22 protein-coding genes are annotated in these 19,120 nt (G+C 72.1%); 10 read left to right on the top strand and 12 right to left on the bottom strand.

All coding sequences use genetic code 11. The annotated features are described in order from the left end of the window. Nucleotides 1–945, bottom strand: a 945-nt coding sequence (locus tag AF1_RS26845; RefSeq protein ID WP_157419303.1) for a serine/threonine-protein kinase, incomplete at its 3' end; no start/stop codon positions are given. Nucleotides 946–1,401: 456 nt separating this feature from the next. Here AF1_RS26845 and AF1_RS26840 point away from each other — a divergent pair. Further along, nucleotides 1,402–2,874 (top strand): DEAD/DEAH box helicase, encoded by a 1,473-nt coding sequence (locus AF1_RS26840; protein ID WP_242609034.1) that lies wholly within the window; start codon nucleotides 1,402–1,404, stop codon nucleotides 2,872–2,874. A 112-nt stretch (nucleotides 2,875–2,986) separates the two neighbouring features. Here AF1_RS26840 and AF1_RS26835 read toward each other — a convergent pair whose 3' ends face one another. After that, a complete protein-coding gene (locus tag AF1_RS26835; RefSeq protein WP_067805167.1) occupies nucleotides 2,987–3,670 on the bottom strand; it encodes a glycerophosphodiester phosphodiesterase in 684 nt (227 codons plus the stop codon). A 59-nt stretch (nucleotides 3,671–3,729) separates the two neighbouring features. On the opposite strand from AF1_RS26835, the gene AF1_RS26830 reads away from it, so the two are divergent. The 4 genes from AF1_RS26830 to AF1_RS26815 all read left to right on the top strand — a co-directional run bounded on the left by AF1_RS26830 (nucleotide 3,730) and on the right by AF1_RS26815 (nucleotide 6,382). Then, entirely contained in the window at nucleotides 3,730–4,605 is an 876-nt protein-coding gene (locus AF1_RS26830; RefSeq protein ID WP_067805162.1) for an alpha/beta fold hydrolase, read from the top strand. Between the two features lie 243 nt (nucleotides 4,606–4,848). Beyond that, a complete protein-coding gene (locus tag AF1_RS26825; RefSeq protein WP_217999850.1) occupies nucleotides 4,849–5,034 on the top strand; it encodes a DUF1059 domain-containing protein in 186 nt (61 codons plus the stop codon). 5 nt (nucleotides 5,035–5,039) lie between these two features. Beyond that, a complete protein-coding gene (locus AF1_RS26820; protein ID WP_067805155.1) occupies nucleotides 5,040–5,336 on the top strand; it encodes a hypothetical protein in 297 nt (98 codons plus the stop codon). A gap of 137 nt (nucleotides 5,337–5,473) precedes the next feature. After that, the gene (locus AF1_RS26815) at nucleotides 5,474–6,382 is read left to right on the top strand and encodes an oxygenase MpaB family protein (RefSeq protein ID WP_067805152.1); all 909 of its coding nucleotides are present in this window, start codon (nucleotides 5,474–5,476) and stop codon (nucleotides 6,380–6,382) included. On the opposite strand, the gene AF1_RS26810 is transcribed toward AF1_RS26815, so the two are convergent. From AF1_RS26810 to AF1_RS26795, 4 genes are read right to left on the bottom strand one after another with little or no spacing between them, the layout of a single operon-like run. Next, nucleotides 6,379–7,215 carry a RecB family exonuclease gene (locus AF1_RS26810; protein ID WP_067805148.1) on the bottom strand — a complete coding sequence of 279 codons (837 nt, stop codon included), beginning with the start codon at nucleotides 7,213–7,215 and terminating at the stop codon, nucleotides 6,379–6,381. The genes AF1_RS26815 and AF1_RS26810 overlap by 4 nt on opposite strands. Before the next feature lie 3 nt (nucleotides 7,216–7,218). Beyond that, nucleotides 7,219–7,926 (bottom strand): MBL fold metallo-hydrolase, encoded by a 708-nt coding sequence (locus AF1_RS26805; protein ID WP_067805145.1) that lies wholly within the window; start codon nucleotides 7,924–7,926, stop codon nucleotides 7,219–7,221. Nucleotides 7,927–7,936: 10 nt separating this feature from the next. Continuing rightward, complete coding sequence (locus AF1_RS26800) at nucleotides 7,937–8,803, bottom strand: PHP domain-containing protein (protein WP_067805142.1); 867 nt, start codon at nucleotides 8,801–8,803, stop codon at nucleotides 7,937–7,939. Further along, complete coding sequence (locus tag AF1_RS26795; protein WP_067805139.1) at nucleotides 8,803–9,450, bottom strand: DUF6758 family protein; 648 nt, start codon at nucleotides 9,448–9,450, stop codon at nucleotides 8,803–8,805. The genes AF1_RS26800 and AF1_RS26795 overlap by 1 nt, the downstream gene beginning before the upstream one ends. 82 nt (nucleotides 9,451–9,532) lie before the next feature. Between AF1_RS26795 and AF1_RS26790 the strand changes: the two genes are divergently transcribed. Continuing rightward, entirely contained in the window at nucleotides 9,533–9,922 is a 390-nt protein-coding gene (locus AF1_RS26790) for an NUDIX hydrolase (protein ID WP_067805136.1), read from the top strand. 22 nt (nucleotides 9,923–9,944) lie between these two features. On the opposite strand, the gene AF1_RS26785 is transcribed toward AF1_RS26790, so the two are convergent. Both AF1_RS26785 and AF1_RS26780 read right to left on the bottom strand, forming a co-directional pair. Continuing rightward, entirely contained in the window at nucleotides 9,945–10,937 is a 993-nt protein-coding gene (locus AF1_RS26785; RefSeq protein WP_131732998.1) for a CPBP family intramembrane glutamic endopeptidase, read from the bottom strand. A 400-nt stretch (nucleotides 10,938–11,337) separates the two neighbouring features. Beyond that, nucleotides 11,338–12,276 carry an HpcH/HpaI aldolase/citrate lyase family protein gene (locus tag AF1_RS26780; protein WP_067805129.1) on the bottom strand — a complete coding sequence of 313 codons (939 nt, stop codon included), beginning with the start codon at nucleotides 12,274–12,276 and terminating at the stop codon, nucleotides 11,338–11,340. 40 nt (nucleotides 12,277–12,316) lie between these two features. Here AF1_RS26780 and AF1_RS26775 point away from each other — a divergent pair, with 40 nt between their 5' ends. Further along, on the top strand, nucleotides 12,317–12,817 hold the full coding sequence (locus tag AF1_RS26775; RefSeq protein ID WP_067805125.1) for a hypothetical protein: 501 nt from the start codon (nucleotides 12,317–12,319) through the stop codon (nucleotides 12,815–12,817). A 1-nt stretch (nucleotide 12,818) separates the two neighbouring features. Here AF1_RS26775 and AF1_RS26770 read toward each other — a convergent pair whose 3' ends face one another. Continuing rightward, entirely contained in the window at nucleotides 12,819–13,724 is a 906-nt protein-coding gene (locus tag AF1_RS26770; protein ID WP_067805122.1) for an RNA polymerase sigma-70 factor, read from the bottom strand. A gap of 153 nt (nucleotides 13,725–13,877) precedes the next feature. Here AF1_RS26770 and AF1_RS26765 point away from each other — a divergent pair, with 153 nt between their 5' ends. Both AF1_RS26765 and AF1_RS26760 read left to right on the top strand, forming a co-directional pair. Further along, a complete protein-coding gene (locus tag AF1_RS26765) occupies nucleotides 13,878–15,176 on the top strand; it encodes a magnesium transporter MgtE N-terminal domain-containing protein (protein WP_067805120.1) in 1,299 nt (432 codons plus the stop codon). A 14-nt stretch (nucleotides 15,177–15,190) separates the two neighbouring features. Continuing rightward, nucleotides 15,191–15,670: a DUF1003 domain-containing protein gene (locus AF1_RS26760; RefSeq protein ID WP_207394226.1), complete on the top strand. Its 480-nt coding sequence runs from the start codon at nucleotides 15,191–15,193 to the stop codon at nucleotides 15,668–15,670. Here AF1_RS26760 and AF1_RS26755 read toward each other — a convergent pair. Beyond that, a complete protein-coding gene (locus AF1_RS26755) occupies nucleotides 15,667–16,122 on the bottom strand; it encodes a MarR family winged helix-turn-helix transcriptional regulator (protein WP_084263372.1) in 456 nt (151 codons plus the stop codon). The genes AF1_RS26760 and AF1_RS26755 overlap by 4 nt on opposite strands. Before the next feature lie 109 nt (nucleotides 16,123–16,231). Here AF1_RS26755 and AF1_RS26750 point away from each other — a divergent pair, with 109 nt between their 5' ends. Continuing rightward, nucleotides 16,232–17,371 carry an Mrp/NBP35 family ATP-binding protein gene (locus AF1_RS26750; protein ID WP_067805114.1) on the top strand — a complete coding sequence of 380 codons (1,140 nt, stop codon included), beginning with the start codon at nucleotides 16,232–16,234 and terminating at the stop codon, nucleotides 17,369–17,371. A gap of 54 nt (nucleotides 17,372–17,425) precedes the next feature. On the opposite strand, the gene AF1_RS26745 is transcribed toward AF1_RS26750, so the two are convergent. Beyond that, complete coding sequence (locus AF1_RS26745) at nucleotides 17,426–17,782, bottom strand: sec-independent translocase (protein WP_067805111.1); 357 nt, start codon at nucleotides 17,780–17,782, stop codon at nucleotides 17,426–17,428. Nucleotides 17,783–17,881: 99 nt separating this feature from the next. Continuing rightward, nucleotides 17,882–19,120: S1C family serine protease (locus tag AF1_RS26740; protein ID WP_067805107.1), on the bottom strand; the 1,239-nt coding region annotated here is incomplete at its 5' end.

Genomic DNA, 19,120 nt, shown 5'->3' with positions numbered 1-19,120 from the left:
GCCGACGGCGCCACCCGCGGCCGCGCCACCCGCGGCGGCGCCGGCGGGGGCCAGACCCGCGGCCACCAGCGGGAAGACGGCGGCGAGAGCCACCGCCGCGCCCGCCATCGCCCGCACGCCGCGCCCCTCCCAGTCCGCCCCGTAGACCGAGGACGCGACGGCGTCGAGTTCGGCGACGAAGCCGGCGGCACCGGCCGGGCGGTCGTCGGCGGACTTGGCCATGCCCCGCGCCACCAGGTCGCGCAGCGCCTCCGGTACCTCGTCCACCGGGACGGGCGCGCGCAGGTGGGCGCCCGCGAGTGCGGCCAGGTCGCCGGCGTAGGGTCGCCTCCCGGTGATGCACTCGTAGAACACGCAGGTCGCGGCGTACACGTCGGTGGCCGGGGAGGCGGGACGCCGCTCCCACTGCTCCGGGGCCATGTAGGCGGGGGTGCCCGACCCGCCGCCGTCCCCGGCGAGCGCGGCGACACCGAAGTCGATCAGCTTGCTCAGCCCGTCCGCCCGGACGACGACGTTCGCGGGCTTGTAGTCGCGGTGCACCACGCCGGCCCGGTGCGCGGCGGCGAGCCCGAGCAGCGACCCTTTCAGCACGGTGAGCGCCGCCTCCGGCTCCAGGGCGCCGTGCTCGGCCAGGATCCGCTTGAGCGAGACCCCGTTCACCGCCTCCATGACGAGGGCGACCCCTCGCCCGGCGCTCGCGAACCGGTACAGCCGGACGACGTGCGGGTCGGCCACCCGGCCGAGCATCACCGCCTCGGCGCGCAGCGACTCGATCGCGCGCTCGTCCCCGTCCCGCCGGTTCAGGTACTTGATCGCCACCGGGGTGCCGGAGCCGGTGTGCCGGGCCAGCACCACCCGGCCCTGCGCGCCCGCCCCCAGTTCGCGGACTTCGGTGAAGCCCTCGACGCTCCACGGCGGCGTTTCGGCGGGGGACGGATCGCTCATGAGCTAACTCTGCGCGCTCATCGTGGCGGCCGCCGCTCGTCCGGGCGCGGGCTGTCCGGATGTGGCCGACCGGGCGGGCCCGGCCTGGTGGCGGGGAGCATCTCCGCCCGCGGCGGATAATGCCTGGCGGACGGGGCATGGAATAGACGAAACCGTGGAAACGTTAGGTGCAGTGATCGCTGTTGGTGTATGCAACGGACGGTCGGTACACTGCGTCGCGGAGTGTGACCGCACGCAGCCACAGTGAGTGACTGCTTTCAACCCCTGACTGCGGTCGCCGAGAGATTTGAGCAACGGCTGGTCCCTCCCGCGCGAGCGCGCGGCCACTGGAACGGCGGACACGTCCGCAAGGACGGAGTCACGTCGGCGAGCCGCGCCGCACCCGGGAGCGGAGACCCCGCATATTGGAGGCTGAAAGCCCTGACTACCTTTCGTGAACTTGGGGTCGTCCCCGAGATAGCAGACGCCCTTGAAGCAGAGGGCATCGTCGAAGCGTTCCCCATCCAGGAACTCGCCCTGCCGATCGCACTGGGCGGGCACGACATCATCGGCCAGGCCCGCACGGGCACCGGCAAGACCCTCGCGTTCGGCGCCGCGCTGCTGCAGCGCATCGAGCACGGCGGCAAGAAGCCGCGCGCGCTCGTCGTCGCGCCGACCCGCGAACTGGCCCTCCAGGTCACCGACGACCTCCTCGTCGCCGGCGGCAAGCTCGGTACCCGCGTCCTGTCGGTGTACGGCGGGCGCGCCTACGAACCGCAGATCAGCGCGCTCCGGGAGGGCGTCGACGTCGTCGTCGGCACCCCGGGCCGGCTCCTCGACCTCGTGAAGCAGAAGCACCTCGACCTGTCCAAGATCGGCGTGCTGGTGCTGGACGAGGCGGACCGCATGCTCGACCTCGGCTTCCTGCCCGACATCGAGCGGATCATCGAGCGGATCCCGGCGCAGCGCCAGACGATGCTGTTCTCGGCCACGATGCCGGGCGAGATCGTCGCGCTGTCGCGCCGGTACCTGACCCGCCCGACCAACGTGCGGGCCGAGTCGCCCACCGAGTCGGACGCGACGCCGCAGGTCGTCCAGCACGTCTTCCAGGCCCACCAGATGGACAAGCCGGAGATGCTGGCCCGTCTCCTGCAGGCGGAGGACCGCGGGCTGACCATGGTCTTCTGCCAGACCAAGCGGGCCTGCGACCGGGTGGCCGCCGACCTGTCCCAGCGCGGCTTCGACGCCGCCGCCGTCCACGGCGACCTCGGCCAGAGCCAGCGCGAGCGGGCACTGCGCGCGTTCCGCAGCGGCAAGATCGGCGTGCTGGTGGCCACCGACGTGGCGGCCCGCGGCCTCGACGTCGACGACGTCACCCACGTCGTCAACTACGAGTGCCCCGACAGCGCCGACACCTACGTGCACCGCATCGGCCGGACCGGCCGCGCGGGCAAGAGGGGCGTCGCGGTCACGCTGGTCGACTGGTCCGACCTCACCCGGTGGAAGCTGATCAACGGCACGCTCGACCTGCCGTTCGGCGACCCGGAGGAGACCTACTCGACGTCCCCGCACTTCTTCGCGACGCTCGGCATCCCCGAGGGCACGAAGGGGACGCTGCCGAAGGAGCAGCGGCACGGCCGCGCCGGGCTGGACGCCGAGGAACTGGAGGACATCGGCGAGACCGGCAAGGCCCGCAGCCACGTCCGCGACCGAGACCGGGACCGGGACCGGGACCGGGACCGGGAACGTCCCCGGCCGCGCCGCCGCAGCCGCAGCCGCACCCGCGCCGGCAAGCCCGTCGAGGCGACCGCGACGGAGGCCGAGGCCGCCGCGGACGCGAGCGTCGTCGACGCGGTCGCCACCGAGCGCAAGCGCAGCCGGACCCGCCGCCGCACCCGCGCCGGCAAGCCCACGACCGGCACCGCGGCCGAAACCGCCGAAACGGCCTGATCCCCATGGGCCGGGCGCCCCGCGGGCGCAGGTGACCCCGCATACGCCGTCACGGGCATGACATGACCGTGGCGGCGGCGTGCGGATTACCTGCGCCGTGACGGGGCCGCGGCTAACGCTGGTCCCGGAGTTTCAGGGCGGTCCCGGGGTGGTCGGTGATGAGGACGGCGACGCGCGGGTCACCGAGGAAGCGCCGCATGATCGGCTCGGCGTTGACCGTCCAGATCATGGCGGGTATCCCGGCGCGACCGCACTGCCGCAGGACGCCGACGCGGGCGAGCCGGTGGTTGAGTGCGACCATGTCGGCGCCCGCGCGGTGGACGAGACGCAGCGGCGCGAAGTCGTGCGCGACACCGCGTTCCCACAGGTTGCGTCCCACCGACAGTGCCGTCCGCACCCCCGGGAAGCTCTTTTTGATCTCGAACAGCGAGCTGACCTCGCGGGTGGTGACGACGAAGCCGTCCCGGCCGAACGCCTCGACGGCCAGCGCGACGGTCTCGTGCTCGCAGCCGCGCTCCTTGAGGTCGAGATGGCCCATGGCGCGGCCCGCGATGATCTCCATGGCCTCGCTGACCAGCGGGACGGGCCGGGGCGCGAGGTCCTGGACGCGCGCGTAGGGCAGCCGGTTCAGGCGGAGCCCGCCGACCTGCGGGTCGTGGTGCACGACGAGGCGTCCGTCACCGGTCCGCCTGATGTCGATCTCTACGTACTCGGCACCCGACTCGGCGGCCTCACGGAGCCCGGTGAGGCCCGCCTCGTCCCGGCGGTGCGCGGAGATGGCCGGCTTGGAAGGCACGCTGGTGACGCTACCACCGAAACTTTTTCACTGATGTCCGTTGACTAGGCTGGTTCCCTGTGAGTACGCCCCGGTTTCTGAGTCTGCCCCCCGGCGCGAGCCGTACGACCATCGAGACCTCCCGCGGCCCCTTCGCCGCCCTGGAGGCCCTCCCGGGCTCGGGCGTGCCCGAACGCTTTCCCGCGCTGCTGGTCCCGGGCCTGACCGGCAGCAAGGAGGACTTCCTCGCCGTCATGCAGACCCTGGCCGCGTCCGGCCGCCGCGTCATCGCCGTCGACATGCGCGGCCAGTACGAGTCGATCGGGCCGGACGACGCGTCCGCCTACACCCGTGCCGCCCTGGGCGAGGACATGGCGGCCCTCTTGGACGTCCTCGGCCCCGACCCCGTCCACCTGGTCGGCCACTCGTTCGGCGGCCTGGTGTGCCGCGAGACCGTCCTGTCCGGAGCGCTTCCCGCCTCGCTCACGCTGATGAGCTCCGGCCCGTCCGCCGTCACCGGCCAGGCCGCCGCCAAGGCCCGCGCCCTCCGCGACGCCATTCCCGAGCTCGGCATGGAGCAGATCTGGATGCTCGCCCTCGAACCCGACTACACGGGCCGCGGCGTCCAGCGCGAGATCATCGCATTCCTCAAGGCCCGCACGCTCGGCAACTCCGAGCAGGGCCTCGCCTGCATGGCGGATGAGATCCTCACCGCCCCGGACCGCGTCGACGAACTCGCCAAGCACTGCGCCGACTCCGGCCTGCGCACCCTCGTCCTGTACGGCGAGGACGACGACGTCTGGGAACCCGATGTCCAGGCCGTGATGGCCGAGCGCCTCAACGCGTCCAAGGTCGTCATTCCCAGCGCCGCGCACTCCCCCGCCTGGGACGCCCCCGAAACCACCGCCACCGCCCTTCGCACCTTCTGGAACGACACGGAACACACCTTCAGCTAACGGTAAGCGACCACAAAGCCACGCACCGAACCTTGTGGTGGGGTCATGCCGGACCTCGTCCAGTGCGAGCCCTACGCCCGCCTCCTCCTTGAGCACCACATCCCGGAGGTGGACGTGGAAACCGCGACATCGGCCCCGTGTCGGGTGAGCACACGTCTTCACGCTGACGTGGGCATATGTCACGATTGAAGTGCCGGATGTGGTGGTGCGGCGGGAACGTTGCCTGGGGGAACCATGCGCAAGGTGGCCGACTGCAGGGACATGCCGAGCGAGTCGGGCTGCACGCTCACCATCAGCGGCGAGGAGGACGAGGTCGTCCGCGCCGCCGCCGAGCACGCGGCCTCGGTGCACGGGCACACTGACACGCCGGAACTGCGAAAGGAGATCCGCGACCTCCTCAAGGACGAGCAGGCGACAGCCCAGGGGTGAGACACATGAGCTTCGTGCAGATCATCGAGTACGAGACCGACCGCCGGGAGGAGCTGGACCGGCTGTTCGACGAGTGGACGACCGCGACCGAGGGCAAGCGCACAGCGACGCACGAAATGCACACCCGGGACCGCGACCGCCCGTCCCACTTCGTGGACATCGTCGAGTTCCCGTCCTACGACGCGGCGATGCGGAACAGCGACCTGCCCGAGACCCGGCGCATCGCCGAGGAGATCCGGGCGTTGTGCAGTGACGATCCGCGGTTCCTGAATCTGGAGGTCGTGCGGGACGATTCACTGTGAACCCGGGATCCGCCGGGGATGCCGGGCGAGGCCCGGGGCTCTGAGAGCTCCGGGCCTCGCCCGGCAGGTGGGGGGCGGTGTCGCGGGCATCTCCGTGTAATGACACACTTACCGCAGTTTGTCGCGCGGAGGTGTGTATGTCGGCGACCGTCCAGCCACCCGAGAGTGTCACGTGGCGTGTGCACATCGACCGGTCCATGTGGGTCGGCGGGGTGCGCGGCCTCATGCTCCAGGCGTTGCACCCCATGGCGATGTGGGGTGTGTGGCAGAACTCCAACTTCCAGGAGGATCCCTTCGGGCGGCTCCAGCGCACCGCCGACTTCGTGGGCATGGCCACGTTCGGATCGCACGAGGAGATCGACGAGCTGGCCTACCGCGTCCGGCAGATCCACCGGAGCCTGCGCATCCTGAACCACGACACCGGCAAGAAGGAGCGGCTCGACCAGCCGGAGCTGCTGCTGTGGGTGCACTGCGCGGAGGTCTACTCCTACCTGGAGGTGGCGCGGCGAGCCGGGCTGCCGCTCACCGGCGCCATGGCCGACAAGTACCTGGACGAGCAGCGCCACACCGCGACGTATGTGGGGCTCCACGCCGAGGACGTCCCCGGGAGCGTCGCCGAGATGGAGGCCTACTTCGCCGAGATGCGGCCCCGGCTGCGCGTCACCGAAGAGGCGGCGGCCACGGTCAGGTTCCTGATGTGGCCGGCGATGCCGGAGAACCTGAGGTTCCTCACGCCCGGAAAGCCGGGATACTTCCCGTTCGGTGCGCTCTGCTACTACTCGCTGCCGGACTGGGCCCGCAGGATGTACGGGGCGCTGCCCGAAGTACCGCGGCCGGCGGCGACGGCGGCGCTCAAGTCGTTCCGGCTCGCGATGAACTCGATGCCCGAGCGGCTGCACGACTACGCGTTCGCCAAGAACACCCGCGACATGCTGGAACGCGCCCGGCAGCGGCTCGCCGCCGACGGCTACGACCTGAGCAGGGGCCTGTACGGGCTCCGGGACCCGCGCCGGTGGCCCGCGAGGAAGGCCCCCACGCCGTCCTAGGGGACGAGGGCCGCCCAGGGTTCCTTGCGGGGGGCCGCCTCCCGGCCTTCGGGGCAGTGGCGGGCGAAGTCGCACCACGAGCACAGGTTGCCCGGACGCGGCGGGAACAGCTCCTCGCCCGTGCCGCCCCGGTACGCCTCGTCCGCGGCGGCGGCCTCGGCGGCGATCTGCTCGGCGCGGCGCAGGTGGCGGGCCAGCGACTCGTCGGTGTGCTCCCACACCGCGACCTCGCCGGACGGCAGGTGGTGCAGCTCGACCCGGTGACACGGGCGGCGCAGGACGCGGGCCGCCGCCACCGCGTAGATCGCCAGAGCGAGGGAGCCCCGGGCGTCGTCGGCGGTGAGGACGTGCCGGCCCGTCTTGTAGTCGACGACGACGAGTTCGGAACCGCGGGCGTCCAGCCGGTCGATGCGTCCCGACACGGCGATCCGGTCGGTGCGGGTCGCGACCGTGCGTTCGACGCCGATCGGCTCGTCGGACGGATCGAGGCCCGCGACGTACCGTTCGGTCATCTCCCGGGCCCGTTCACGCCACTCGGCCGACTGGGCCTCGTCGCGGAAACCGTCCGTCAGCCAGCCCCGGACCAGCAGCCGCCCGGCGGCCTCCGGGGTGCGTTCACCGGCGGGCAGCCGCCACCAGCCGGCGAGCGCGTTGTGCACGCTCACGCCGACGCTGTTGTGCGCCCACCGCGGCCCCTTCGGCGGCATCGGACGATCGAGGTACGTCATCCGGTAGCGGCGCGGGCAGTCCAGCCACGTGTTCAGCCGCGACGGCGTGCACGCGTACAGCCGCCGGGGCATCCCGTCAAAGCCCAACTGCTCCGCTCCGGGCATCGGTCAGTCGTCGCTCTCCTGGGCCAGCGAGCCCCAGGTCTCCCAGCGGGCGTCCTCGTCGCCGACCGTGGTCTCCTCGCCCTGGGCGGGCAGGATCCGCAGGTCCTTCGGCAGCGGGGTCAGCAGCGCGCCGATCGAGTTGAGCTGCGCCCGCAGGTCCTCGTAGACGCCGCCGACCGAGCCGGGACGGCCGCGGTGCAGGGTGTCGCCGGAGAACAGCAGGCCGAGCTGCTCGCTGATCACGCAGACGGCGCCGGGCGTGTGGCCCGGGGTGTGCACGATCTCCAGCTGGGCCCCGGCGATCTCGAAGACGCCGCCGTCCTCCAGCCAGATGTCGGGTTCGAGGGAGCGAAGCGCCTTGGCGTCGTCCTCGTCCTCTTCCTCCTTGGCGAGGCGGCCGAAGTAGTCGCGCCACAGCAGCCGGTCGGCGCGGTGCAAAGCGATCGGGGCCCAGTCGTCCTCGTCCTCCTCACCGGCGGCGGCGACCTCCAGCACCACGCTGAGGTGGTGCTCGTTGCCGTCGGTCAGGATGACGGCCATGACCTCGCGGTCGCCGACCTCATTGAGGATGGTCTCGGCGTCGTACGCCGGGTCGATCACGATGACCTCGTCGTCGTCACCGACGATGTAGGTGTTGTTCTCGACGTCGTACTCGGTGTCGTCCAGGGCGAGCGTCCCCGACGTCACCACCTGTTCGATGCGCGCGTCCACGCAACGCACCCTACCGTGCTTCGCGGCCCCGATCCGGCACACGGAGATCACCGCCGGACGCGGCCTCCGCGAGCCGCTCGAAGGCGTCCGGCGCGGTCGTCTCGGCGCCGAGCCGGTCGCCGGTCAGCGCCCCGTGGTCGTCGCTGGACCCGGTCGCGGCGAGGCCGAGCGCGGCGGCCAGGTCGCGTAGGTGAGCGCGGTCCTCGGGGGCGTGGTCGGGGTGGTCGACCTCGATCCCGGCGAGCCCGGCGGCGGCGAGCCGCTCGATCACCCCGTCCTCGAACACGTATCCGCGGCGCCGCGCCCGCGGGTGCGCCAGCACGCACACTCCCCCGGCCTCCCGGACGAGCCGGATCGCCCGCACCGGGTCCAGCGCGTACCGCTCGACGTAGGCGCGGCCGCCCTGCGCGATCCACCGGGGCGTGAACGCCTCGTCCGGTGTCGTGATCGCGCCGGCCGCCACCATGGCGCGCGCGATGTGCGGACGTCCGACCGCCTCCCCCTTCGCCAGCGCGCGGACCGTGTCCCAGCCGACCTGCACGCCGAGGTCGCGGAGCCGGTCCACCATGCCCTGCGCCCTGATCACGCGGTCGCCGCGGATGCGGACCAGTTCGGCGGCGAGCGGCGGATGCTCCGGGTCGAACAGGTAGCCGAGCATGTGCAGGCTGCGGCCGTCCTGCCGGCACGACAGCTCGATGCCGGGGACGAGCGTCAGGCCGTCCGGGAGCGCGGCGGTGGCCTCGTCCCATCCGGCGACGGTGTCGTGGTCGGTCAGCGCGAGGACGTCCAGGCCGTTCGCCCGTGCCCGCCGGACGACCTCGGCGGGCGGCCGGGTGCCGTCGGACACGTCACTGTGACTGTGCAGGTCGATCCGCATCAGTCGTCGAGCCGCGGGCTGTGGGCGCCGTAGGGGAGATCGAGCTCCATGCCCGGTTCGCGCAGGTCGAGGAGTTTCTGGCTCTCCAGCATGAGGACTCCGGCCTCGGCGGGCCACAGCACCACCCACAGCCAGTTGCCCATCGCCTCGCCGACGTACACGGCGCGGTCGGGTTCGGTGCCGACCGCCCACAGGGAGACGGAATGCCCGCAGGCCCCGGACGGCCCGCTGACGTCGAGCTTCACGTGCGGGGGGCTCCGGTCGAACCCCTCGCCGGGATCGGCCCCGTCAAGACCGGCATAGTGAGCGCCGAGCCCGATTCCCGGCTCCTCGGCGATCAGCACCATGTCGGCGGGGCCGTGCAGCAGCCCCGGCCCGGACAGCGCGACGGCCGTCGCCCGCGCGCCCGAGCGTTCGTCTCCGACCGCGGCGAATCCCGTGATGAGCCAGGCAGGGGGAAGGGGCCAGGGCGTCCAGACGGGGATCTTCGCGTCGCGCAGCACGGCGGCCAGCCCGTCCGGTCCCGGCCGCTTGGACGGCTGCCTCGGCAGTACGGCGCCGTGCACGTCGCAGTTCCAGTCGCTGGACCAGAGACTCGGCGCGCGCAGAGGGCCCGCGCAGCGCGGGCACGTGGGCTCCGCCTTCATGACACTCCACACTGCGCGGCAACATCCCGAATCGTCAAGGCAGCGGGGCCGCCGCCTGGAAAAGGCGCGACAAAATGGGGTCATGCGAATACGTTGCGTCGGCGGCATCGTGCACGACGGTGACGGGCGCCTCCTCCTGGTGCGGCGCGGGCGCCCGCCCGGGGAGGGCCTGTGGTCCATTCCGGGCGGGCGGGTCGAGCCCGGCGAGAACGATCCGGAGGCCGTCGCACGGGAGATCAAGGAGGAGACCGGCCTCGACGTCCTCGTCGGCGCCCTCGCCGGAACCGTCGAACGTCCCGGGCCGGACGGCGCCACCTACGAGATCCACGACTACACGGCGACCGTGACCGGGGGGACGCTCCGCGCGGGCGACGACGCGTCCGACGTGCGCTGGGCGGCCCCGGACGACCTCCGCGCCCTCCCGGTCACGCCGGGGCTCCTCGACGCGCTCGCGCTGTGGGGCCTGCTGTGACGGCGGGCCCATGACACCGGGCCTATGACACCGGGACCGGCCCGGGTGCCTCGGCCGGCGCGTCGTGCCCGGCCGTGACGTTCCGGAGCCGCATGCGCCGTGCGAGCCAGACGACCGCCAGCGCGTAGAGGAGCATCGGGATCACGTCGGCGGCCACGGCCTGCCACGGCACACTGCCCTGCTCCATGTCCAGTTTGCCGACCGCGGCCGGGAGGAGGAACGCCATCAGGTTGTTGAACACGTGCAGCGCGATGCTGGACTCCAGCCCGCCCGTCCGCACGGCCAGCCACGCCGCGATGGCGCCGAACAGGAAGATGTCGAGGATCCCCCAGCTGGTGTAGCCGTGCCCGGCCGTGAACAGCGCGGACCCGACCACGATGCCGGGCCAGGGCGTGCGGAACACGGTGCTGAACGCTCTTCCGACCCGTCCCCTCGCGTTCTCCAGCGTGCAGGCGCCCACGGCCTGGAGCAGCCAGCCGCGGAAGACGTACTCCTCGGCCGCCGCCTGGAACGGCACCAGCAGGACGATCACGATCGCGGGGGCCAGGAATCTCCCCCACCCGACCCAGTGCTCGGCACCGCTCGACTGCTCGTCCAGCGCGAGGGCCGCCACGATCGACGTCCCGTACGACACGACGCAGAACAGGACCGCCAGGCCGGAGCACACCAGCATCCAGCGCCACCGCAGCCGTCCCTCGACCGACGACAGCGTGCCCGGCCGGCGCCGCTGGACGAGCCACGCCACGCCCAGCGCCACCGGCAGGAACAGCGCGAGCGAGCCCAGGTTGAACGCGAGGTCGGCCGTCTTGTTCCCGAAGATCGAGTCGACGCCCGTCCCGGTGTCGGGGGCGTCGCCGGTGACCACCGCCTGGACGATCGCCCCGACGAGCATCAGCAGGATCGCCAGCCCCATCCCGATGACGAGGATCGCCAGGCTCCCCACCAGCGGCCGCCACCACCGGTGCGCCTCATTGCGCGCCACCTGGTGGAACGGCCGCCCCTCCGGAAGTTCCACCGTCCGAGCCCGCTTGACCGGGGGCCCCGCCCCGTAAAGGCCGGGTTCCCACCCCTGCGGATACCCCGGCGCCCCCTCCCAGTACGGCGTCCCCGGCACATGTCCGGCCGCGACCCCGTACCCCTCGTACTGCCGCGGCCATCCGGAGGGCTGCTGCGGAGCATACGGATTGCCCGGGTCGGACGGCCGGCCGTCACCGGACGGCCATGCCGGGTTCGGCGGCCGGGGCCGATCTGCGGCCTGGGCCGCTTCTTCGGGCCGCCGCGGGGAGTGCGGCCCGCCGGGGCCGGACGGCGGGAGGCCCGGGTCCGGGGGCGTCCAGCCGTTACTCTCCGCTGGTTCTGACACCGCTGACCCCTCCCCGTGAACCGTCGCTTACCAGGACGAATCGTAGGGTGCGTCAGTTCCCCGGCGGTTCGAAGCGCTTCGTGCGGGCCAGGCCGGCGGCGCGGCCCTTGGCGGCGATGACGAGAGCCATCTTGCGGGACGCCTCGTCGATCATCTCGTCGTCGAGCCGGGCGGCGCCGCGGCCGTAGCGGAGGGAGTCGTCGTAGGCGTCGAGGATCAGCTCGGCGCGGTCGTAGTCCTCCTGGGACGGGGAGAACACCGCGTTCCCCGCCTCGATCTGGGACGGGTGCAGGACCCACTTGCCGTCGTAGCCGAGGGCGGCGGAGCGCTGCGCGACGCGGGTGAAGGCGTCCACGTCGCGGATGTTGAAGTAGGGCCCGTCGATGGCCTGCAGGTCGTTGGCGCGGGCGGCGATCAGGATGCGCATCAGGATGTGGTGGTAGGCGTCCCCCTCGGTGTAACCGGGCGGCTGCTCACCGACGACGAGGGTCTTCATGTTGAGGGACGCCATGAGGTCGCCCGGTCCGAGGACGAGGGCCTCCAGCCGGGGCGAGGACGCGGCGATCGCGTCGACGTGGACCATGCCGCGGGCGTCCTCGATCTGCGCCTCGATGCCGATGCCGCCGACGGGCAGGCCCATCGCCCGCTCGATCTGGGTCAGCAGCCGGTCCAGCCACTGGACGTGGGTGGCGTCCGCCACCTTGGGCAGCATGATCGCGTCCAGGCGCGCGCCGGCGCCCTCGACGACCTCGATCACGTCCCGGTAGGCCCAGCGCGTGTCCAGGTCGTTGACGCGCACCACCCTGGTCTTGCCGGACCAGTCGCCGTCGTTGAGCGCGGCGACGACGGTCTTGCGGGCGTCCTCCTTGGCGGACGGCGCCACAGCGTCCTCCAGGTCGAGGAAGATCTCGTCGGCCGGGAGGCCCTGCGCCTTCTCAATGAAGCGTGGACTGCTGCCCGGGACCGCGAGGGTGGTACGTCGAGAACGCATGGCCGGATGCTATCCACTCGGGTGTGAGATCCTCCGGGATATGGGGTTGAACAGGGCGCTGGTGGAGGAAGCGGCCAAGAAATCGGGCCTGCTGTGGCTGGATCTGCCCGGCCTGCCGCAGCCGCGGGCCGCCTGGCATGTGTGGTACGACGGCTCGGCCTACGTGCTGACCGGCGGCGAGGGCGAGCAGCCGCTGCCGGGGCTGGCCGAGTCCGCGCACGTGACGGTGATCATCCGCAGCAAGGACAAGGGCGGGCGGCTCATCTCCTTCGTCGCCGACGCCGAGGTGGTGCGGCCCGGCTCCGAGCTGTGGGACGCCGTGACGCCGCTGCTCGCGAAGGAGCGCCTGAACGCCCGCGCCCACGAGGGCCAGGTGGACAGGTGGACGACCGAGTCGTGGATCGTCCGGCTGACCCCGGCGGACGAGACCGTGGAGGCGGAGGACGGGTACGCGACCGTCCGCCCGGTCCCGACGCCGGCGACGACCGCCGGCGCGCCGCCGCGCATGTTCGGCGGCAAACGCCGGCAGGCCGACCGGTAGGTCACATCGGGAGCCGGCGGCCTTCGGAGACGGAGCGGAGCTTGTCCGGGTTGGCGACCAGGTGGATGGCCAGGACCCGGCCGGAGGCGTCGACGTCCGCGGTGATGGTGCTGATCGGGCCGTTCGGGCCGTCCAGGACGAGGGCGGGTTCGCCGTTGATGTCGACGCGCCGGACGCCCATGTCGGCGGGCTCGACGCCCTTGTAGGGGCGGCCGTGGACCGCGGCGAGCCAGCGGCCGACCTTGTCGGCGCCGAAGATCGCCCGGCGGGGCGCCTTGACCTTGCCGCCGCCGTCCGTCCACAGCGCGACGTCCGGGGCGAGGACCTCCATGAGCCGGTTGATGTCGCCGCCGAGCATGGCGTCCAGGAACCGCTCGGTCGCGGCGCGCCGCTCGGCGCCGCCGGCCTCGAAGCGGGGACGCCGCGCCTCCACGTGCTTGCGGGCCCGGGTGCCGAGCTGCCGCACGGACGCCTCCGAGCGGTCCAGCGCCCGCGCGATCTCCGCGTAGGGGTAGCCGAAGACCTCCTTGAGGACGAAGACGGCCCGTTCGAGCGGGCTCAGCGTCTCCAGGACGACCATCATCGCCATCGACACCGATTCCGACAGTTCGGCGTCCTCGGCGATGTCCGGGGAGGTCAGCATCGGCTCCGGCAGCCACGGCCCCACGTACGTCTCGCGCCGCGCCTGCGCCGACCGCAGCCGGTCGAGCGCGACATTGGTGGTGATCCGGACGAGATACGCCTTGGGCTCGGCCACGCCGGACCGGTCGCCCGACGACCAGCGCAGCCAGGCGTCCTGCACGGCGTCCTCGGCGTCGGCCACCGTGCCGAGCATGCGGTAGGCCACCGAGAACAGCAGGTTCCGGTGCTCCTCGAAGACGTCCGTCATCGTCGTCAACCCTTTCATGCCCTCTTAGACGAGACCGGCGCAGGAGATGTGACATGACCGGCGTTCCCGGCGGGCGGTGCGGGGGCGTCCCCCCGGACAGCGATGCCCGAAGAGTCCGATGTGACATGCCGGGTCCGGGTTGGCGGAGCGATCATGGGTACTGTCCTGGCCATGAGTGGAGCTCCGACACGGGTGTTCACCGCCCGGCTCGCGGGCGTCGCGGTGTTCGATCCGGCCGGTGACCAGGTCGGCAGGGTCCGCGATGTCGTGGTCGCGCTGCGGCTGGTGCCGCGACCGCCGCGGGTGCTCGGGCTGGTGGTGGAGGTCGCGTCACGGCGTGCGGTGTTCCTGCCGATCACGCGGGTGACGGTGATCGAGGCGGACGCGATCGTCTTCGACGGGCGGCTCAACGTGCGCAGGTTCCAGAAACGCGAGTCGGAGACGCTGGTCATCGCCGAGGTGCTGGACCGGACCGTCCGGTTGCGCGACTCGGGCGAACCGGTCTCCGTCGTGGACGTGGCGATGGAGCCGACCCGCACCCGGGACTGGCTGGTCACCAAGGTCGCCGTCCGCCGCCGGACGGGACGCGGCCTGCGCAAACGCGGGGAGAGCCTGGTCGTCGACTGGGAGGCCGTCGAGGGGTTCTCCGCCGTCGAGCACGGGCAGGGCGCCGCCGGGCTGATCGCCGCGTTCGAGCGGATGAAACCCGCCGACCTCGCCAACATCGTCCACGAGCTGCCGGAGAAGCGGCGCACGGAGGTCGCGGTCGCGCTGGACGACGAGCGGCTCGCCGACGTCCTGGAGGAACTGCCCGAGGACGACCAGATCGAGATCCTCGGCAAGCTGGACGTGGACCGGGCCGCCGACGTGCTGGAGGCGATGGGCCCCGACGACGCCGCCGACCTGCTCGGCGAGCTGCCGGCCGAGCAGCGGGAGCGGCTGCTGACGCTGATGGAACCGCGGGAGGCGGCGCCCTTGCGCAGGCTGCTCACCTACCCCGACCACTCGGCGGGCGGGCTGATGACCACCGATCCGTTGGTCGTCCCGCCGGACGCGACGGTCGCCGAGGCGCTCGCGCTGATCCGCCGGCCCGACCTGAACCCGGCACTCGCCGCGCAGGTGTACGTGTGCCGGCCGCCGACCGCGACACCGACCGGCCATTACCTCGGCACCGTCCACTTCCAGAGGCTGCTGCGCGAGCCGCCGCCGACGCTCGTCAGCGGCATCGTGGACACGGAACTGGACCCGCTGCGTCCCACACTGTCGCTGCAAGGGGTCGCGAGGTACCTGGCCACCTACAACCTGGTCGCGGGCGCCGTCGTGGACGAGAACGGGCATCTGCTCGGCTCGGTGACGATCGACGACGTCCTCGACCATCTGCTGCCCGAGGACTGGCGGGAGACCGCGATGGACACGAGCGCCGAGTGGCCCGCCGATCCCGAGGAAGAAGCCCTGCGGGGGACGACATGATGACGACACGCCCGATGACCGCGCGCCTGGACCAGCCGCGGGAGATCCGCCGCACGCTGCTGCCCCGGATCCACTACGACCCCGACTCGTTCGGACGGCTGTCGGAGCGGATCGCGCGGTTCCTGGGGACGGGCCGCTTCATCGTCTACATGACCGTGTTCGTCACGGTGTGGCTCGGCTGGAACGTGTTCGCCCCGCCGTTCCTGCGGTTCGACCCGTACCCGTTCATCTTCCTGACGCTGATGCTGTCGCTCCAGGCGTCCTACGCGGCACCGCTGATCCTGCTCGCGCAGAACCGGCAGGACGACCGGGACCGCGTCCAGTACGAGCAGGACCGGACCCGCAGCGACCGCAGCATCGCCGACACCGAGTACCTGACCCGGGAGATCGCCGGGCTGCGGATCGCGCTGAGCGAGGTCGTCACCCGCGACTTCCTGCGCTCCGAGCTCCAGCAGATCATCAAAGAACAGGACGCGAAGGAGCACCTCCCCTAGGCGGGGATCTTCTCGTCGGCGAGCTTGTCCAGGATGTGTCCGAGGGCGCGCAGGTCGGACTCGTCCAGGCGGCTGAGCACGTAGTCCTGGACACCCTGCCGGTAGGTGGGGGTGGCGGCGGCGAGCAGGTCCCGCCCGGCGGCCGTGAGGACCGCGTACAGGCCGCGGGCGTCGTCCGCGCAGGACTGCCTGCTCACCAGCCCGTCGCGCTGCATCCGGTCGACGAGCCTGGTCAGGCCGCTGCGCGACAGCAGGACGCGGTCGGCGAGGTCGTTCATCCGCAGCCGCCCGCCCGGTACCTCGCCGAGGTGCGTGAGGACGTCGTAGGCGCCGAGCGCGAGGCCGTGCCGGGCCAGCAGGTCGGCCTGGAGGCGGCGGGAGATCCGCGCCTGCGCCCGCAGCATCGTCCGCCAGACGACCAGCTCGGCGGCCGAGAGGGTACCGCTAGTCACGGACCGATCGTACGGCGGGCCGGTGCCGGGCGCGATGGAGACGCACCCGGCATGTGAGGCCCGACACCCTGATTGGCAGGTGAGGGCTTCGGGTCCATACCATGGGCGTATGGCCTCCCAGTTGACGACCGAGCGGGTGACCGAGGCTCTCGCCACGGTGAACGATCCTGAGATCCACAAGCCCATCACCGAGCTCGACATGGTCAAGCACATCGACATCGAGGCGGACGGCACCGTCCGCGTCGGCGTCTACCTGACCGTGGCCGGATGTCCGATGAAGGACACCATCACCAAACGCGTCACGGAGGCCGTCTCCGAACTCGACGGCGTCACCTCGGTGCACGTCGAGCTGGACGTGATGAGCGAGGAGCAGCGCAAGAACCTGCAGACCAAGCTGCGCGGCGGGCAGCCGGCCAAGGAGATCCCGTTCGCCAAGCCGAACTCGCTGACCAAGGTGTACGCGGTGGCGAGCGGCAAGGGCGGTGTCGGCAAGTCGTCGGTGACCGTCAACCTGGCCGCCGTGCTGGCCGCGCAGGGCCGCAAGGTCGGCGTCGTGGACGCCGACATCTACGGCCACTCGGTGCCGCGGATGCTGGGCGTGGACAGCGCGCCCACCAAGGTCGAAGACATGATCATGCCGCCGTCCGCGCACGGGGTGAAGGTGATCTCGGTCGGCATGTTCACCGCCGGGAACCAGCCGGTCGTGTGGCGCGGGCCGATGCTGCACCGCGCGCTGCAGCAGTTCCTCTCCGACGTCTACTGGGGCGACCTCGACATCCTGCTGATGGACCTGCCGCCGGGCACCGGCGACATCGCGATCTCCGTCGCGCAGTTGCTGCCGTCCGCGGAGATCCTCGTCGTGACGACCCCGCAGCAGGCCGCCGCGGAGGTCGCCGAGCGGGCCGGCGCGATCGCGGCGCAGACCCACCAGCAGGTCGTCGGCGTCATCGAGAACATGTCGTACCTGGCGTGCCCGCACTGCGGCGAGCAGCAGCACATCTTCGGTGAGGGCGGCGGCCAGACGGTCGCGGACGCGCTGACGCGGACGCTCGGCACCCGCGTGCCCATGCTCGGCCAGGTGCAGATCGACCCGCGCCTGCGCGAGGGCGGCGACAACGGCGTCCCGCTGGTGCTCGCCGACCCCGACGCCGGCGCCGCCAAGGAGCTGCGCACCATCGCCGACAGGCTCGCCGGCCGCAGCCGCGGCCTCGCCGGCATGTCCCTCGGCATCACCCCCAAGGGCCGCTGACACACGACGGGAAAGGCCCCGCCGGACGCCAGCGGGGCCTTTTCTCGTGTGCGCTCAGGTCGCCTCGGTGTCGAAGGGCGGGCGTTCGCCGTGGTCGAGGGTGGGGGCGTAGGACGGGGTGTGGGACGGCTCGTCGTCGAACAGGCCGGATCCGTTCCTGGCCTGGTAGGTGTCGTCGTCCTCCAGCAGGTGCTTGCGGACGAACGTCTTCGGGTTGAGGTCGTTGATGTCGAAGTCCTTGAACTCCGGCCCGAGCCCCTCCTGCAGGTCCGCCTTGGCGCTGTCGGCCATCTGGCGGAACTGCCGCAGCATCCGTCCCGCCTGCCCCGCGGCCTGCGGCAGCTTGTCCCCGAAGATGACCAGGGCGAGGACGACGAGCACCGCCATCTCACCGAGTCCGACGTCGAACACCCGTCCTCCACAAGCAGCCAGGGGGCCGGCCCTTGGCGGGCCGGTCCCCCTCAGCGTATCCCCAGCCGGGATGAACCCGGCCTGAACATCCGTGCCGGCTTAGTCGGCGCCCAGCGTCACCTGGGCGGTGCTCTCCTTGCCGTTCCGCTCGTAGGTGATCGTGACCCGGTCGCCGGGGGCGCGGCTGCGGATCTGCGCGATCAGGTCGGTGGCGTCCTCGATCGGCTTGTCGTTCACCTTGGTGATCACGTCGCCGGGCTTGAGGCCCGCCTTGTCGGCCGGGCCGCCCTTGGTCACCGGGTCCTGCCCGTTGACCGGCTGCGGCATGATCCGGGCGCCGCCCTGCTGGTAGCGGGGGTCGGGCAGCACGCCGAGCTTGGCCTTGCGGACGCTACCGGTGCGGATGATCTCCTGGGCGACCCGCTGGCCCTGGTTGATCGGGATGGCGAAGCCGAGGCCGATGCTGCCGCTCTGCGTCTCGCCGTTCAGCGACTGGCCGCCGAGCGTCGCGATCGCGGTGTTGATGCCGATCACGCGGCCCTGCGCGTCCACCAGCGGCCCGCCCGAGTTGCCGGGGTTGATCGCCGCGTCGGTCTGGATCGCGTTGAGGTAGGACGCGTCGGCGCCGCCCTCGCCCCGCGTCGGCACGGCCCGGTTCAGCGAGCTGACGATGCCGGTGGTGACCGAGCCCTGCAGGCCGAGCGGGGAACCGATCGCGATCACCGGGTCGCCGACGGCGATCTTGCTGGAGTCGCCGACCGGCAGCGGCGGCAGCGAGTGCTGGCCCTCCGGCTTGAGCACCGCGACGTCCGAGCTCGGGTCGGCGCCCTTCACGGTCGCGGGCAGCGTCTTCTTGTCGTTGAAGACGATCTGGATCTGCCCGCCGCCGGCACCGGCCACCACGTGGTTGTTGGTGACGACGTAGCCGCCGTTGACGATGAAGCCGGTCCCGCCGACCTCGCCCTGCGCGGACTGCACGCGGATCATGACGACGCTCGGCAGCACCCGCTGCGCGACGCCGGCGACCGAGTCCGGTGGGCGGGCCTGCACCTTGGTGTCGCTGCTGTTGCTGCCGCCGAGGCTCACCGAGCCGCCGCCGTCGTCGTCGTTGGTCGCGATGACGCCGATCCCGGCGCCGACCGCGCCCGCCACGAGCGCGACGATCAGCGCGATGACGGCGAGGAGCCCGAGGCCCGGGCCGCCGCGCGAGGCGGGCGGCATCGCCGGGACGGGCGCCCAGTTGGGCCCGGCGCCGCCGGGCGGCATCCCGTAGCCGGCCATCGGGCGCGGCCCAGGACCGCCGAGCGGCGGCCCCATCGGCGCCGGCGGCGGCCCCAT

This window comes from Actinomadura formosensis NBRC 14204 (genome assembly GCF_001552155.1).
Taxonomy (GTDB): domain Bacteria; phylum Actinomycetota; class Actinomycetes; order Streptosporangiales; family Streptosporangiaceae; genus Spirillospora; species Spirillospora formosensis.
Note: the sequence above shows the minus strand (reverse complement) of the source record. Positions and strands in the feature narration are given on the sequence as shown.

What these genes read in the sequence shown, in the direction of transcription:
- AF1_RS26810 (WP_067805148.1), bottom strand. Translation starts at nt 7,215, where the DNA reads ATGCCCGGAGCGGAGCAGTTGGGCTTTGACGGGATGCCCCGGCGGCTG.
- AF1_RS26815 (WP_067805152.1), top strand. Translation starts at nt 5,474, where the DNA reads ATGTCGGCGACCGTCCAGCCACCCGAGAGTGTCACGTGGCGTGTGCAC.
- AF1_RS26820 (WP_067805155.1), top strand. Translation starts at nt 5,040, where the DNA reads ATGAGCTTCGTGCAGATCATCGAGTACGAGACCGACCGCCGGGAGGAG.
- AF1_RS26795 (WP_067805139.1), bottom strand. Translation starts at nt 9,450, where the DNA reads ATGAAGGCGGAGCCCACGTGCCCGCGCTGCGCGGGCCCTCTGCGCGCG.
- AF1_RS26765 (WP_067805120.1), top strand. Translation starts at nt 13,878, where the DNA reads ATGAGTGGAGCTCCGACACGGGTGTTCACCGCCCGGCTCGCGGGCGTC.
- AF1_RS26780 (WP_067805129.1), bottom strand. Translation starts at nt 12,276, where the DNA reads ATGCGTTCTCGACGTACCACCCTCGCGGTCCCGGGCAGCAGTCCACGC.
- AF1_RS26750 (WP_067805114.1), top strand. Translation starts at nt 16,232, where the DNA reads ATGGCCTCCCAGTTGACGACCGAGCGGGTGACCGAGGCTCTCGCCACG.
- AF1_RS26770 (WP_067805122.1), bottom strand. Translation starts at nt 13,724, where the DNA reads ATGAAAGGGTTGACGACGATGACGGACGTCTTCGAGGAGCACCGGAAC.
- AF1_RS26760 (WP_207394226.1), top strand. Translation starts at nt 15,191, where the DNA reads ATGACCGCGCGCCTGGACCAGCCGCGGGAGATCCGCCGCACGCTGCTG.
- AF1_RS26775 (WP_067805125.1), top strand. Translation starts at nt 12,317, where the DNA reads ATGGGGTTGAACAGGGCGCTGGTGGAGGAAGCGGCCAAGAAATCGGGC.
- AF1_RS26800 (WP_067805142.1), bottom strand. Translation starts at nt 8,803, where the DNA reads ATGCGGATCGACCTGCACAGTCACAGTGACGTGTCCGACGGCACCCGG.
- AF1_RS26790 (WP_067805136.1), top strand. Translation starts at nt 9,533, where the DNA reads ATGCGAATACGTTGCGTCGGCGGCATCGTGCACGACGGTGACGGGCGC.